Here is a 14,981-nt window from a genome sequence, read left to right on the forward strand (position 1 = left end):
ATGTGACGGATTTTTCCGCAGTTTCCCGGACAAGGTGCCGGTCGCGGGCGGATCGCTTGCGTATAATGCGCCGCTTCATTCGGAGTCCCCCATGCTCGATCAGGCCCTGCGCATCCTCAAAGACGTTTTCGGTTACGACGCCTTCCGCGGCAATCAGGCGCGGATCATCGAGCGCGTGGCCAGCGGCGGCGATGCCCTGGTACTGATGCCCACCGGTGGCGGCAAGTCGCTGTGCTTCCAGGTCCCGGCGTTGCTGCGCGACGGCCTGACGGTGGTGGTCTCGCCGCTGATCGCGCTGATGGAAGATCAGGTTGCCACCCTCGACGAGCTGGGCGTGCCGGTGGCGGCGCTGAACTCCTCGCTGAGCCCCGAGGCCCAGCGTGAAATCGCCGATCGCCTGCAGCGCGGCGAGATCAAGCTGCTCTACCTGGCCCCGGAACGCCTGGTGCAGCCGCGCATGCTGGCCTTCCTGCAACGGCTGCAGATCGGCCTGTTCGCCATCGACGAAGCGCACTGCGTGTCGCAATGGGGCCATGACTTCCGCCCCGAATACCTGCAGCTGGGCCAGCTCGCCGAGCTGTTCCCGCACGTGCCGCGAGTCGCCCTGACCGCCACGGCGGACATGCGTACCCGCGAGGAGATGATCCAGCGCCTGCACCTGCAGGACGCCGAACAGTTCCTCTCCAGCTTCGACCGGCCGAACATCTTCTATCGCATCGTGCCCAAGGAGCAGCCGCGCAAGCAGTTGCTGGGCTTCCTGGCCGAGCGCCGGGGCGATGCCGGCATCGTCTACTGCATGTCGCGCAAGAAGGTCGAGGAAGTCGCCGAGTTCCTCTCCGCCCAAGGCTTCCCGGCGCTGCCGTATCACGCGGGCCTGTCCAACGACCTGCGCGCCTATCACCAGAAGCGCTTCCTCAATGAGGAAGGACTGATCATGGTCGCCACCATCGCCTTCGGCATGGGCATCGACAAGCCCAACGTGCGCTTCGTCGCCCACCTGGACCTGCCCAAGAGCCTGGAGGCGTACTACCAGGAAACCGGCCGCGCCGGCCGTGACGGCCTGCCCGCAGACGCCTGGATGGCCTACGGCCTGCAGGATGTTCTGCTGCTGCGGCAGATGATGCAGAACTCCGAGGGCGATGAGCGGCACAAGCGTGTCGAGCGCCACAAGCTCGAAGCCATGCTGGCACTGTGCGAGGAAACCCGCTGCCGTCGCCAGGCGCTGCTGGCCTACTTCGACGAGGTGATGCCCAACCCTTGCGGCCATTGCGACATCTGCGTCGACGGCGTGGAAACCTGGGACGCCACCGAGCCGGCGCGCCAGGCGCTGTCGGCCATCTACCGCAGCGGCCAGCGCTATGGCGTCGGCCACCTGGTGGACGTGCTGCTGGGCAAGGACACCGAAAAGGTGCGCAGCGTCGGCCACCAGCACCTGGCGGTGTTCGGTATCGGCAAGTCCCGTGGCGAGGACGAGTGGCGTACGCTATTCCGCCAACTGGTCGCCCGCGGCTTCGCCGACGTGGACGTCGATGGCTTCAACGGCCTGCGCCTGACCGAGGCGTGCCGGCCTTTGCTGCGCGGCGAAGAGACGCTGGCCCTGCGCCGCGATCCGAAGCCGCAGCGCAACAAGTCTTCTTCCTCCGGCGGGGCCAGTTCGGCCAGCCAGCTGGTGCGCCAGGAAGAGCGCGAGATGTGGGAAGCCCTGCGCACCCTGCGGCGCAAGCTGGCGCAGGAGCACTCGGTGCCGCCCTACGTCATCTTCCCCGATGCGACCCTGCTGGAAATGCTCCGTAGCCAGCCACGTTCGTTGTCCGAAATGGCCCAGGTCAGCGGCGTCGGCGCGCGCAAGCTGGAGCGCTACGGCCAGGCGTTCCTCGATGTGCTCACCGAATCCGCGGAGGCGCCTGCCACGCCGGCACCGGTGGCCGACCTCAGCCACGAACTGGTGACGCTGGCCCGCGCCGGCATGACCCCGGCACAGATCGCCCGCCAGCTCGATTGCAGCGAGAAGAACGTCTACAGCCTGCTGGCCGAGGCCATTGGCAAGCAGCAGCTGGGCCTGGAACAGGCGCTGGACCTGCCCGAGGAACTGCTCGGTGAAATCCAGGATGCCTTCCTCGACGAAGATGGTGAGCTGCCACCGGTGACAGCGATCGCCGAGCTGTTCGAAGGCCGCGTGCCGCTGGGCGTGCTGCACTGCGTGCGCGCCGCCCTGCAGGCCGAGCTGGAAGTCTGATCGCGCCGAAATAAGGCGTTACAGATGAAATATCAATGTGCCAGCAACGGCGCCTTTTCCCACCAGTCATAGCTGTCAGTACGGATCACTTTCGGAGTGACAGATGGCGAGTTGGGTGCGGGTAGTGGCGGGGCTGCTGGTCGTCGGGCAACTCAGCGGATGTGCCAGTGGTGGCGGGCTGACCGAAGGTGGCAAGAACGCCTTGATCGGCGTTGCCGCAGTGGCGCTGGTGGCGGGCTTGGTGATCATGTCCAAGGACGACGATGACGACGACCGGGATTGCCGCCAGCACCACGGCCGCTCCGATCGCCGTTACTGCAACGACTCGCATTACAGCCACGATCGCTACCGCAATTCCCGTGATGATCGCTGGTGATCGCCTGGCTCCGTCAGTTTCGTGACGGAGCAAAACGACAAACTTGTGACGCACGTCCCGAACAGCTATGGTGGCACTTAGACCTCCACGAGAAGAGGTGAGCGTGCCACAACAACAAAGCTGGCTGGACGACGTCCGTTCCAATGCCTATGCCGAACAGCTCTCCCGGGGCTTTCGCCGCCTGCGTTTCGAACCCGACCTCGAAACCCAGTACCGCCATTACCTGCTCGAAGACAGCTTCGATCTCAAGCGCACCGCGCTGACCATCGGCGTGCTGATCTGGCTGGCGCTGGCGGCCATCGACTTCCTCCTCATCCGTGGTCCGGAACACTGGCAGATGCTGGCGGTGCGCATCGGCGTACTGGTCCTGCTGGGTGTCTGTGGCGGGCTGATCCTGCAGCGTCGGCATATCCACCTGCTGGTGCCGCTGAGCCTGGCCTGCATCCTCAGCGTCGGCATCGGTGCGGCGGCGGTGGCGGGCATCGCCCACACCGTGGACCAGAGCTATCCCTACGAAGGGCTGTTGCTGGTCAGCATGGCTGCGTACTTTCTGATCGGCCTGCGCTTCGCCGAGGCGGTGGGCTGCGCTTCGGTGATCCTGCTGGCCTACGTGGGCTTCGAGCTGTACGCCGGGCTGCCGCTGCCCAAGCTGATCAGCAACGTGGTGTTCCTGCTCTTCGGCAACCTGGTCGGTGCGGTGGGTTGCTACCTGCTGGACTACAAGTCCCGCCAGCATTTCCTGATCAGCCGCCTGCTGAAGGTCATGGCCGAGCATGACGCGCTGACCGGCCTGCACAATCGCCGCAGCTTCAACCGCCAGCTGGAGCGCCTGTGGCGCCAGGCGCAGCGTGAGAGCGTGGGGCTGGCACTGCTGCTCTGCGATGTCGACCACTTCAAGGCCTACAACGACCGCTACGGCCACCAGGCCGGCGATGGTGTGTTGCAGCGTATCGGCGAGGTGCTGATGGCCAGTGCCCGGCGCCCGCTGGACATGGCCGTGCGCCTGGGCGGCGAGGAGTTCGCCGTGCTGCTCTATGGCGCCAGTGAGCGCGAGGCCAGGGAACGCGCCGAGGTAGTGCGCGAGTCGGTGCAGGCCCTGGGTATCGCCCACGAGGGCTCGCTGACGGCCGACGAGGTGACGCTGTCCATCGGTGTTTCCTGCCTGTGGCCGGAGACCGGCCACCCGCTGCGCAGCATCTATGAGCACGCCGACCGTGCGCTCTATGAAGCCAAGGCGTTCGGACGCAACCAGGTCGTCGCCTGATGGCCCATTCCGTCCCCCGAGCTGGCGCCGTGCGTGACTGCGGCGTGCGCAGGCCCGGTGCTAGCATGCGCCGGACCTTGCCACCGAGCCCGCGCCCATGCAGCAGCTGATCCAGCCCAACGGCCAACCGCACTACGGCATCTTTCCCGGCACACCGACGACCATCAACCACCGCGACTTCGATTTCCGCTCACCGATGGGGCGCCGCCTCGGCGCGCTGAGCAAGTGGCGCAGCTTCCACCAGTTCCAGTACTTCGGCCTGATCAGCCCGACACTGATCGGCGGTTGCGCGCTGGCTGACCTCAGCCTGCTGTCCATCGGTTTCGTCTACCTCTACCACCCTGAAAGCGGGCGGATGATCGAACGCCAGTTCAAATGCCCGCTGGGCATGGGCTCGAACTTCTCGCAGACGCCCAATGATGGAGTCTGCGAGCTGCGCCAGGGACGTAACCTGCTGCGTCTTGAGAATGGCTCGTCGCCGCTGGAGAAGCGCCTGCTGGTCGAGCTGGATGACGGCACCCGCATCGACGCGCGCTTCAGCGAGGAACAGCCCGCGTTCGAGCCCATGAGCCTGTGCACCCCGACGGCGGTGAACGGTTGGGTCTACGCACGCAAGGTGGCCGGCGTGCATTGCCACGGCGAGGTGCGCAGCGCGCTGGGCGACTACGACCTGCGTGAACTCGATGCCTATGCGCACCACGACTGGTCCGCCGGCTACATGCGCCGCGAGACCTTCTGGAACTGGGCGTGTCTGTCCGGCGAGGCGCAGGGCCAGCGCGTCGGGTTGAATCTGTCGTGCGGGGTCAACGAGACCAGCTTCACCGAGAACTGCTACTGGCTCGACGGCCAGTTGCTGAAGGTCGACAGCGTGCTCTTCGAGTTCGACCGCGATCACCCGCTGCAACCCTGGACCATCCGCTCCTACGACGGCCAGGTCGAACTGCGTTTCGAAGCCCACGGCCTGCACCAGGAGCGCCTCAACCTCGGGCTGCTGGCGAGCAACTTCAAGCAGATATTCGGACGCTTCAGCGGTGTGCTCAAACCTCCAGGGCGGGCGGAGGTGCGCATCGACAACCTGTGGGGCTTCGTCGAAGACCAATATGCGAAATGGTGAGGCTTCAGGTCACACCCTGCGACAATCTGTCATTGTACGGGCTTGATTAGCTGGCTAATAATTAGTCAAATCAACTTAGCCGATTCACTCCCGAAATTTGCGGAACAATGTCAGATAACGATAAGCACTACTTCGGTACCCAACTGGCCCAGGCTTCGCGTGCATGGCGGGCTGAACTCGACCGCCGTCTCAGCCACCTCGGCCTGTCCCAGGCGCGCTGGCTGGTGCTGCTGCACCTGGCGCGTCATTCCGCCGCGCCGACCCAGCGCGAGCTGGCCCAGTCGGTCGGTGTCGAGGGTCCGACTCTGGCCCGTCTGCTCGACGGTCTCGAGGCCCAGGGCTTGGTCCGCCGCCAGGCCGTGGCCGAGGACCGCCGCGCCAAACGCATCGCCCTCACTCCCAAGGCAGACGTCCTGATCGCCGATATCGAGAACATTGCCGCCGCCGTTCGCAACGAAGTGCTGGCGGGGATTACCGAGGAAGAAATCGCGCTGTGTCAGAAAACGCTCAGTCGAATTCTCGGCAACCTCGAGCGAAACTGAGCAATTCATCACGTTATTCGGGTAAAGTAGCCATTTTTCTGGCGGTCCTTGACGGGGCCGCTGGCCATTCGCTATCCATCTCTTAACCATTCGCCGGTTTTTCGACGATTTATCTTGACCAATTCTCGTGCAACACCTAATCCGTGATATCAGACGGCCTGTACCCTGCAAGGTACAGAGGGGTGGTGCGTGACGGTCTGCAGTCCGGCATGGCTTCAAGTATGTGGACAGGCTCAGCCTGCTGCTTTCGAGTAGTCAGGGAATGGCGTGCAGACCCGGACAATGGGATGGGGTTATGGCTCGAATAAATAGAATTCCGCTGACGCTTGCCGCACTTTCGGTTTTTGTCTCCGCTCACGCGAATGCCCTCGGGCTTGGCGACATTACGCTGCATTCCGGGCTGAACCAGCCACTGGATGCAGAGATCGCGCTGCTCGAAACCGGCGACATGACGTCCGACGAACTGATAGCGAAGCTCGCCAGTCCCGCCGACTACGAGAACGCTGGCGTCGACCGCTTCGTGTTCCTGCAGAGCCTGCGCTTCACCCCGGTGATCCGCAACGGTCGTGGCTACATCAAGGTGGTGTCCACGCAGCCGGTGCATGAGCCGTACCTGAACTTCCTGATTGCGGTGGAGCGTCCCAACGGGCGCATGCTGCGCGAGTACACCCTGCTGATCGACCCGCCGGAGTACAACAGCGCCAATCGCAGCATGGCTGCCAATGTGGCGCGCAGCGATGCGGCTCCTTCGCAGTCTTCCAGCTATCGCCCGGACGGCTACCGTTCCGAACCCGTGCGCCGTGCGCCGACGCAACCGCCGCTGCCCGCGGGTGATGGCCGCTATACCACGGTGCGCAATGACACCCTGTGGAAGATTTCGTCGCACCTGAGTGGCACCGCTGCCTCGCGTACACAGTTGATGGACAGCATCGTCGCACTGAACCCGCAGGCCTTCGTCAATGGCGACCCGCATCGGTTGAAGGTTGGCCAGACGCTGATCCTGCCGCAGGGCCAGCAATATGGCGGTGGCGCAACCGTTGCCGCAGCAGCGCAGCCGTCTGCCGTGTCCCCCGCAGCAACTGCCGCACAGACCTCCGATGCCGCGCCGGCGCCTGCAGCCGCTGTGGCTCAGGCGCAAGGCAATGCCGTCGCTCCGGCGGCGCCGGCTGCTGACGCCAACCTCGCCAAGGTCGAAGCCGACCTGGTCCTGGCCAACGCCCAGCGCGACCAGATGAACCAGCGCATGGACGACCTCCAGAAGCAACTGGAGTCCCTCCAGCAGGCGTTGCAGAGCCGCGATCAGCAGGTGCAGTCGCTCCAGGCCGAACTCGATCGGCGCCAGGGGGCGGTCGCCTCCGGCAATGCGCCGGCAGTCAATACGCCGGCGGTTGATGCTCCGACCACCAATGCACCAACCACCAATGCACCGACCAATGCCGTGCCTGCTGCCCCTGACGCCGTGGCGCCAGCGCAACAGGCTGCTCCTGCGGCAAGTGCCGCTCAGTCGGCAACCCCGGCGCAGGATGCGCAGGGCACCGCTTTCAACTACTGGCCGTGGCTGGGCGCAGGAGCGCTCGGTGCGCTGCTGGTCGGCCTGCTGTTCGCGCGTCGCAAGCGCGAGGAAAAGCCGGTCGAGATGCCGCCCCTGCGAGCCGCCGCGCCTGCGCCGGTCCAGCCGCTGCCGCCGGCCAAGCCGCTGGCTGCGGCGGTGGTGGCTCCGGTACCGGTGCCACATCCGGTCGTGGTGGCCACACCGGAGCCGGGCGTCGCCCGCCTGCCGGCTGCCAGCGCGGACAGCCTGGAGGGTGCGGATATCTACATCGCCTACGGCCGCTTCACCCAGGCCCGCGATATGCTGCGCAAGGCGGTCAACGCCGAGCCGGGCCGTCGCGAGCTGCGCATGAAGTTGCTGCTGGTTCTGGCCGAGCTGGGTGATGTGAGCGGTTTCCAGGAGGAAGAACATGCCCTGGTGGCCGCCGGCGGAGATCAGAAGCAGATCGACCAGCTCAAGTCGCGCTACCCGGCGATGCTGATTCGCCCCGAAGACACCCTGCAGCCGCCCACGGGCGAAACGCTCACCGACTGGGACGACCTGGAACTGGGCGAACCCGTTAGCACTCCGGTGGAGCAACCCAGGGCCACGCAGGAACAGCCAGACTTCGCCATGAACCTCAGCGAGCTGTCGCTGGACCTGGACTGGGACAAACTCGACAACCCCTTCGAGTCGCCAAAGCAAGGCAAGGCAGCACCCAGCGCCGCCCAGGAAGTGCCGTCGGACTTCCGCAGCAACCTGCACGAGCTGCCGGAAATCACCGAGCTGGACCTGGGCGAGCATGGCGAGATGTTCGGCCATGGCAGCAAGGCCCAGGTAGAAGACGACCTGACCTTCGACCTGCCGGACGATATCGGCCACGAGCACGACGAGCTGCTGGCCAGCCTCGATCGCGCCCGCCAGTGCATCGACCAGGGCAACCTGGAAGAGGCCTACGCTATTCTCAAGCAGGTGATCGCCAGTGGCGATTCCAAGGCCAAGGCCGAGGCGCGCGAACTGCTGGCGCTGATTGCCTGACCCGCTGTCTGAATGAAAAAGCCCGGCAGCTGCCGGGCTTTTTCATGTGCGAGAGGCAGATATTGCTCAGCTCCCGAGGGTGGGGCCGCTAAGGCTGTTGCAGGAGCGAGCTTGCTCGTGAACGGTGTTTTCCGGCGGGTTTGCCGCTGGGCAGTTCGCGAGCAAGCTCGCTCCTACAGGTTTCCTGCACCTTCTGCGTGAGGCCTTAGAAATTGCGGCCCAGGTTGATGTAAACCGCGTGCTCGCTGGCGTCGTTCAGGCCATAGCTGAACGACAGCGGTCCCAGTGGCGTCTCGAAGCCCATGAGAATACTGCCGGCGTTGACGTAGCCGGTGTCGTAGCTGTTGTCGTTGTTCCATACCCGCCCGCGTTCCAGGCTGCCGCCCAGGTAGAAGGGGAAGTCCAGTGGCAGGAAGGAGCGCTCGGTCATGCGCCGGTAGTAGATGACCCGCCCGAGGCTGTAGTTCTGCCCTGCCAGTGCGTCCTGGCGGTAGCCGGAAATCTGCCGCGCGCCGCCCAGCAGGAAGCTCGACACCACCACGTCGGCATCATCGAGCGTGCGTCCGTAGCCACCGCCCAGCACCCAGGTGTTCGGGCCGCTGCTCAGTGCCTTGTCCAGCCGGAAGTCCCATTGCCGGTAGCGGTCGTCGTCGCCCAGGGACGGCGTGTGCTCGCGGAAGGAGGTCTGGATGTTCTCGCCTTCGCGGGGGAAATCCACGTTGTCCATGGTGTCGAAGGAATACTGCAGCTGGGCGTAGCCTTCGTTGAAGTGATAGTCGGGCAGGCTCTGCTCGCCGACCCGCACGTCGGCCTTGCCGAAGGCCTGGGCCACGCCGAGGCGGAACTCGCCGTTATTGGCGATCTGCCGGCCAAGGTTGATGCCATAGCCATAGCGCTCCAGGCGGTACTCGGCAATCGGGTCGTCGTTGTCGGTGGCCTCGACGTTCTGTGCTTCGTTGAACAGATAGGGCGCGACGAAGTAGCGCGAGCCCACGTCCAGCGGCTGGTAGAACTCGCTGTAGACTTCCTGCTGGTCGCCGATCTGCAGGCGCGTCAGCCATTCCGCGCCGAGTCGGTTGATGCCGTTCATGCGGTAGCTGCCGCCGACGTTGAAGGTGCTGTCGCCGCGCAGGTCATCGGAGAGGTTCAGGCCCAGGCGCAGATAGTCGGTACCGCCGCGCTTGCCGTAGGCGTGGATGACCAGCACGTTGTCGGACTTGCCATCCGCGCTCTTCTTGTTGTGCACCACGCGGTACTGCACCTGGTCGAAGTAATCCAGGCCGTAGAGGGTGCTCATGTCGCGCTGCAGGCGTTCCAGGTCCAGGTGCTCACCCAGCGGTTGGCGGATGTAGTGAAGGATGACGTCATCGCTGACCTTGGAGTTGTTCTCCACCTCGATGCGATCGATCACCGGCTGGCGCTCGCCCGGGGTGCGCGCTTCGCTCAGCGCCACGGCTTCGGCGTCGGCAGGCTTGCGCAAGGTTGCCAGGCGCGGGGCGAGGATGCTGGTGGCGCGGTAGCCGGCATCGATCAGTTGCGGCACGCGGCCGAAGTCGGTGGAGCTGTAGCCGCTGAGCGGCGGTTGCACGAGGGTGTCGCTGGATTTCAGGGTGGCCAGTTGCGCCTCGGAGTTCTTGCGGGTCATCAGGGTCACCGACTGGTTGAGCATGTCGACCACCGTGGTCAACTGCTTGCGGTCCAGCAGCGGGTTGCCGATATCGACCACGATGACCACGTCGACGCCCATCTGCCGTGCCACGTCCACCGGGATGTTGTCGACCATGCCGCCATCCACCAGCAGCTTGCCGTTGACCTCCACTGGCGCGAACACGGCGGGGATCGACATGCTGGCGCGGATTGCCTGGGGCAGGTGGCCCTTGGAGAACACCACTTTCTCGCCGGTGGAAATGTCGGTGGCCACCGCACGGAAGGGAATCGCCAACTGGTCGAAGTTGCGGGTATCGCTGGTGTGCACCAGCAGGCTTTCCAGCAGCATCGACAGGTTCTGCCCCTGGATCGCGCCTAGCGGCAGGCCGAGGGTGCCGTCGTCGCGGAAGCTGAGCTTCTGCTTCACCAGGAAGTCGCGGTCGTCCTGCTTGCGGCGGAAGGGCACGTCGACCCGTGGCGGCGAATCGGACAGCGCCTGCTTCCAGTCCAGTTCCAGCGCCAGTTGTTCCAGCTCCCTGGGCGTATAGCCCGCCGCATACAGGCCACCGATCACCGCGCCCATGCTGGTGCCGGCGATGGCATCGACGTGGATGCCCTGTTCGTCCAGCGCCTTGAGCACGCCGATATGCGCCAGGCCACGCGCCGCGCCGCCGGAGAGGACCAGGCCGATCTTCGGCGGAGTGTTGGCCGCCAGGGTGCCGAGGGGAAGGAGCAGAAGGAGAGCGAACAGCAGTCGGCGCATGAAGAGAAGAGTCCGGTAGGGCGTTTCAGACCGGTATTATAGGTTCGCGTCCTACTGCAGAGTCTGATTCATGTCCGAAGCCAAAGCCGAAATCGTCATCACCTATTGCACCCAGTGCCAGTGGCTGCTGCGCGCCGCCTGGCTGGCCCAGGAGCTGTTGAGCACCTTCGGCGACGACCTGGGCAAAGTCAGCCTGGTGCCGGGGACGGGTGGGGTTTTCCATATCAGCTGCGATGGCGAGCAGATCTGGGAGCGCAAGGCCGACGGCGGTTTCCCCGAGGCCAAGGTGCTCAAGCAGCGCGTGCGCGACCGCATCGATCCGCAGCGCGACCTGGGCCATAACGATCGTTCCTGACGAGTTGCGCTACCGGTCGGCGGAACCATTCGATAGCTGGCTAACTTCCTTGCTTCATATCAACGGGGTACAGCGGTACCACTTTTAGTCTGAGGGCGCCCATTCTCCACAGGAGGTGCCTTCATGAGCATCATTGTCACTGGCGCCGCCGGCTTCATCGGCAGCAACCTCGTCAAGGCGCTGAACCAGCGCGGCGAGACCGACATCATCGCGGTCGACGATCTGACCGAGGGCGACAAGTTCGCCAACCTCGCCGACTGCGACATCAGCGATTACCTCGACAAGCGCGACTTCATCGAGCGCTATGCCCGTGGTGATTTTGGCGTGGTCCGTGCGCTGCTGCACCAGGGTGCCTGCTCCAGCACCATGGAGCGCGACGGGCGCTACATGATGGACAACAATTACCGCTACAGCTGCGAGTTGCTCGACGCCAGCCTGTCGCTGGGCGTGCCGTTCCTCTATGCCTCGTCGGCAGCGGTGTACGGCGGTGGCCAGGAGTTCCGCGAGATGCGCTCCTGCGAGCGGCCGCTGAACGTCTACGGCTACTCTAAGTTCCTCTTCGACCAGCGCGTGCGCAAGGTCCTGCCCACGGCGCGCACCCAGGTGGCCGGGTTCCGCTATTTCAACGTCTATGGGCCGCGCGAGCAGCACAAGGGGCGCATGGCGTCGGTGGCCTTCCACTGCTTCAACCAGTTCCGCGAGACGGGCAAGGTGAAACTGTTCGGCGAGTACGGCGACTACCCGGCCGGGGGACATCTGCGCGACTTCGTTTCAGTGGAGGACGTGGCGAAGGTCAACCTGCACTTCCTCGACAACCCCGAGCGCAGCGGCATCTTCAACCTGGGCAGCGGCAGCGCCCAGCCCTTCAACGACGTGGCCCTGGCGGTCATCAATACACTGCGCGAACAGCAGGACCAGCAACCGCTGACCCTGGACGCCGCGATCCGCGCCGGGGTGCTGGAGTACATCGAGTTTCCGGATGAGCTGCGCGGCAAGTACCAGTGCTACACCTGCGCCGATATCGCCTTCCTCCGCGAAGCGGGCTACCGCGCGCCGATGATGGGCGTGGAGGAGGGCGTCGAGCGTTACTGCCGCTGGTTGCTGCAACAGGACTGATACCGCGTGTATCGGGCTTTTTACCCAGTCTTTACCCGGAGCTGACACTGCGCACGGGGCCGGCGCGAGACAATTCTCACCACGAAAGGCGGACGGTGGATCGCCCGTGACCGGAGGTGAAATGAAGCTGTCCTCGCGCATTGCGCTGAAATCCGTCGCCACGCTGCTGGCCCTGAGCCTGTCCGCCGCCGCGGTGGCCGGCCCTCATGGCCCGGGCGGCCCCGGTGGTCCGGGGCCTGGTCCGTACCATGGCTGGGGGCCGGGGCATGGCTATGGCCTGCCGGATTACGCGCGGGAAGTGTGGATCGGCAGCATGCTCTACTTCGTCGCCGCCGGAACCTACTACCTGTGGAATGCCGATCGCCGCCAGTATGTGGCGGTGGAAACGCCGCCGGCCGTGCAGGTTGCGCCGACCACCAGCTATGAGGTGATCGCCTATCCCGCCAGCGGCCAGTCGCCGGAGCAGCAGAGCCGCGATCGCTACGAATGCCACAGCTGGGCCGTCGGCCAGAGCGGCTTCGACCCGGCCGCCGCTACCCAGGCGCCACCGGCGGGCATGTCCGATACCTACCGCCGCGCATTGGGCGCTTGCCTGAGCGGGCGCGGCTACAGCATCAACTGATTTCCCGGCGCCTTATCCACAGGCGCCCTACCGAACAGGCCGCCTCGCAGGCTGTCGTGCGATGACTCCTTGGCATTCCCTCCCCGGGGCAAGGTTCGAGATACGCACGCTGCGGGGCGGCCTTCTTTTTTGCGCAGCCACTACCCGGCAACTGACTGTAGGAGCGAGCTTGCTCGCGAACAGACCTTGCTCCGCTGCCAAGCGCTTCGCGAGCAAGCTCGCTCCTACAGGTGGCTAATGCGAGCCGCGTGCGCTGAGGAAGGTCGCGAAGATGATCAGCGCGCCGCCCGCCAGCATCCGCAGACTCGGCTCTTCGCCGAATAGCACGGCGGCGAAGGCGATGCCGTAGACCGGCTCCAGGGCGAAGATCACCGCCGCGGTGCGTGCCTTGATCAGCCGCAGGCTGGCGACGAACAGGCTGTGCGCGACACCGGTGCAGAGCACGCCCAGCGCCACCAGCCACAACCAGTCCATGCCGCGAATCGCGGGCAACTCGAAGAGCACCAGGGGCAGCAGGCAGGCGATGATCGTCAGGTTCTGGCACAGCGCCGCCTGGATCGGATCGATGCCGCGCACGCTCACCCGGTTGGCCAGCGACAGCAGGGCGAACAGCAGGCCGGAGAGGGTGCCCCAGAGCAGGCCGGCGGTGGCGCCATCGCGCAGGTCCAGGGTTGGCGTGACCATCACCAGGCCGATGCATACCAGCGCCACCACCAGGTATTCGCCCTTGCGGATGCGCTCGCGGAACAGCAGGCCCTCCAGCAGTACGGTGAAGGCCGGGAAGCTGGCGAAACCCAGGGTCGCGACGGCGACGTTACCGACCTTCACGGCGAGGAAGAATGTCAGCCAGTGGGTGCACAACAGTATGCCGCCACCCAGCAGCATGGCGGCTTGCCTGAGTGTGGGGCGCTTCTGTTGCCGTAGATGCCCGACAAACACTGCTGCCAGTGACAGTGAGCCGAACAGCGCGCGACCGAAGACGATGACCAGAGGGCCGGCGAGGATGAGCTTGCCGAAGATGCCGGACAGCCCGAACATCAGGGCGCCGATGTGCAGGCCGATCAGGGCGCCGCGGGGAGTGAGTTGGGTTATGCGATTCATGCCTGAGCTCCCGCCGATTGCTGTGGCGGGGCCTTGTCGGGAAAGAGGCACGCGCGCCGGGCCAGCCGCCGCGCGCTAAAACGAAAGTCAGGCCAGTCGTGCGCCATTGGGCAGCGGCTTGTCGAAGCCGGCCAGCACCACTTTCTCGTCGCTGTCGTAGGCACCGGTGACCAGCACTTCCGAGCGCACGCCGGCGATGGACTTGGGCGCGAAGTTGCACACGCAGAGCACCTGGCGGCCGATCAGTTCGTCGGCTTCATAGTGCGCGGTGATCTGCGCACTGGAGGTCTTGAGCCCCAGCGGGCCGAGGTCGACCTGGATGATGTAGGCGGGTTTGCGCGCCTTCACGTTGGGTTCCGCCTGGACGATGGTGCCCACGCGCAGTTCGACGCGCTCGAAATCCTGCCACTCGATGGTGTCTGCCGACATCGCTGCTCTCTTCTGTTAGCCAGTTCGATGGCCGGCAGTCTAGGCCCTGGGCGCGCGGCTGTCTGTCGCGCGGCTAGCGGGAATTGTCGCGCGCCTGCTGGCGCAGTTGGCGTGGGGTGGTGCCGAATTGACGCACCAGCGCGGCGGTGAAGGCGCTCTGCGAGGCGTAGCCGACCTGCGCGGCGATTTCGCCGACCGACTGGTGCGAGCCGCGCAGCAGGTCGCAGCCCAGTTGCAGGCGACGTTGGCGTACGTAATCCATGGGCGTCTGACCGGTTTCGGCGAGGAAGCGGGCATGGAAGCGCGCGGCGGACAGCCCGGCGAGCCGTGCCAGGTCGGCCACTTGCAGCGGGTGCGCAGCATGGCGGTCGATGTAGCTGTCGAGGCTGGCCAGCGGCAGTTGCGCCGGCTCCTCGATGCGCTGCTGGCCGGCGGCGAGGCTGGCCAGCAACAGGATTGCGCCCTGGCGCGCCAGCACCGGGTCATGCAGCGAGCTGCCAGCGAGCCAGTGCACCAACTGCGCCTGGTCGTTGCTGAGCAGGCGCTGGCCGGGGGTTTCCAGCAGGCGTCGGCCGGCGTCGCTGTGCAGGCCCAGGCTGCCGAGCAGGTCTTCTTCGTCTTCCAGGTCCACCACCAGGCAGCGGCTGCCGTCAGGGCTGGCGCAGGCGTGGTGCTCGTCACGCGGCACCACGGCGAAGGTCTGCCGGGTCACCAGGCTGCCGCGCCCGCCCACTTCGAAATCCAGGCTGCCGGACAGCCCCAGCACCAGCTGCGCATGGCTGTGGCTATGGGCGAGGTGGTCGTGGCTGTAGTTGCGCAGGGAGAGGATCTGGCTCATGCAGGGCTG

The 14,981-nt window shown here is 65.4% G+C and carries 13 protein-coding genes; 9 read left to right on the forward strand and 4 right to left on the reverse strand.

The features are described 5' to 3' along the window. Window positions 1–91 precede the first annotated feature (91 nt). From recQ to N5C91_RS04250, 6 genes are all read left to right on the forward strand, one after another. Window positions 92–2,236, forward strand: a complete 2,145-nt coding sequence (recQ, locus tag N5C91_RS04225) for a DNA helicase RecQ (protein ID WP_279828072.1) — start codon at window positions 92–94, stop codon at window positions 2,234–2,236. Between the two features lie 103 nt (window positions 2,237–2,339). Then, window positions 2,340–2,612, forward strand: coding sequence for a hypothetical protein (locus tag N5C91_RS04230; RefSeq protein ID WP_236171483.1), 273 nt, complete (start codon window positions 2,340–2,342; stop codon window positions 2,610–2,612). 67 nt (window positions 2,613–2,679) lie between these two features. Beyond that, entirely contained in the window at window positions 2,680–3,876 is a 1,197-nt protein-coding gene (locus tag N5C91_RS04235; RefSeq protein WP_236171482.1) for a GGDEF domain-containing protein, read from the forward strand. Window positions 3,877–3,973: 97 nt separating this feature from the next. Next, complete coding sequence (locus N5C91_RS04240) at window positions 3,974–4,990, forward strand: DUF2804 domain-containing protein (protein ID WP_279828073.1); 1,017 nt, start codon at window positions 3,974–3,976, stop codon at window positions 4,988–4,990. A gap of 107 nt (window positions 4,991–5,097) precedes the next feature. After that, on the forward strand, window positions 5,098–5,532 hold the full coding sequence (slyA, locus tag N5C91_RS04245; protein WP_236171480.1) for a transcriptional regulator SlyA: 435 nt from the start codon (window positions 5,098–5,100) through the stop codon (window positions 5,530–5,532). A 295-nt stretch (window positions 5,533–5,827) separates the two neighbouring features. Next, complete coding sequence (locus tag N5C91_RS04250; protein WP_279828074.1) at window positions 5,828–8,101, forward strand: FimV/HubP family polar landmark protein; 2,274 nt, start codon at window positions 5,828–5,830, stop codon at window positions 8,099–8,101. Window positions 8,102–8,306: 205 nt separating this feature from the next. Here the strand turns inward: N5C91_RS04250 and N5C91_RS04255 are convergent, their stop codons facing one another. Next, entirely contained in the window at window positions 8,307–10,511 is a 2,205-nt protein-coding gene (locus tag N5C91_RS04255; protein ID WP_279828075.1) for a patatin-like phospholipase family protein, read from the reverse strand. Window positions 10,512–10,581: 70 nt separating this feature from the next. Between N5C91_RS04255 and N5C91_RS04260 the strand changes: the two genes are divergently transcribed. From N5C91_RS04260 to N5C91_RS04270, 3 genes are all read left to right on the forward strand, one after another. Beyond that, window positions 10,582–10,866 (forward strand): SelT/SelW/SelH family protein, encoded by a 285-nt coding sequence (locus N5C91_RS04260; protein WP_236171477.1) that lies wholly within the window; start codon window positions 10,582–10,584, stop codon window positions 10,864–10,866. 123 nt (window positions 10,867–10,989) lie between these two features. Further along, window positions 10,990–11,982, forward strand: coding sequence for an ADP-glyceromanno-heptose 6-epimerase (gene rfaD, locus N5C91_RS04265; RefSeq protein WP_279828076.1), 993 nt, complete (start codon window positions 10,990–10,992; stop codon window positions 11,980–11,982). A 121-nt stretch (window positions 11,983–12,103) separates the two neighbouring features. Then, window positions 12,104–12,604 carry a hypothetical protein gene (locus N5C91_RS04270; protein ID WP_236201726.1) on the forward strand — a complete coding sequence of 167 codons (501 nt, stop codon included), beginning with the start codon at window positions 12,104–12,106 and terminating at the stop codon, window positions 12,602–12,604. 234 nt (window positions 12,605–12,838) lie between these two features. Here N5C91_RS04270 and N5C91_RS04275 read toward each other — a convergent pair whose 3' ends face one another. The 3 genes from N5C91_RS04275 to N5C91_RS04285 form a co-directional block, all read right to left on the reverse strand. Then, complete coding sequence (locus N5C91_RS04275) at window positions 12,839–13,705, reverse strand: DMT family transporter (protein WP_279828077.1); 867 nt, start codon at window positions 13,703–13,705, stop codon at window positions 12,839–12,841. Window positions 13,706–13,792: 87 nt separating this feature from the next. Continuing rightward, window positions 13,793–14,134, reverse strand: coding sequence for a tRNA-binding protein (locus tag N5C91_RS04280; protein ID WP_279828078.1), 342 nt, complete (start codon window positions 14,132–14,134; stop codon window positions 13,793–13,795). A 73-nt stretch (window positions 14,135–14,207) separates the two neighbouring features. After that, window positions 14,208–14,972 (reverse strand): AraC family transcriptional regulator, encoded by a 765-nt coding sequence (locus N5C91_RS04285; protein WP_236171473.1) that lies wholly within the window; start codon window positions 14,970–14,972, stop codon window positions 14,208–14,210. Between the last annotated feature and the right edge of the window lie 9 nt (window positions 14,973–14,981).

The organism is Pseudomonas sp. GD03903, from assembly GCF_029840045.1.
GTDB lineage: Bacteria > Pseudomonadota > Gammaproteobacteria > Pseudomonadales > Pseudomonadaceae > Pseudomonas > Pseudomonas pseudonitroreducens.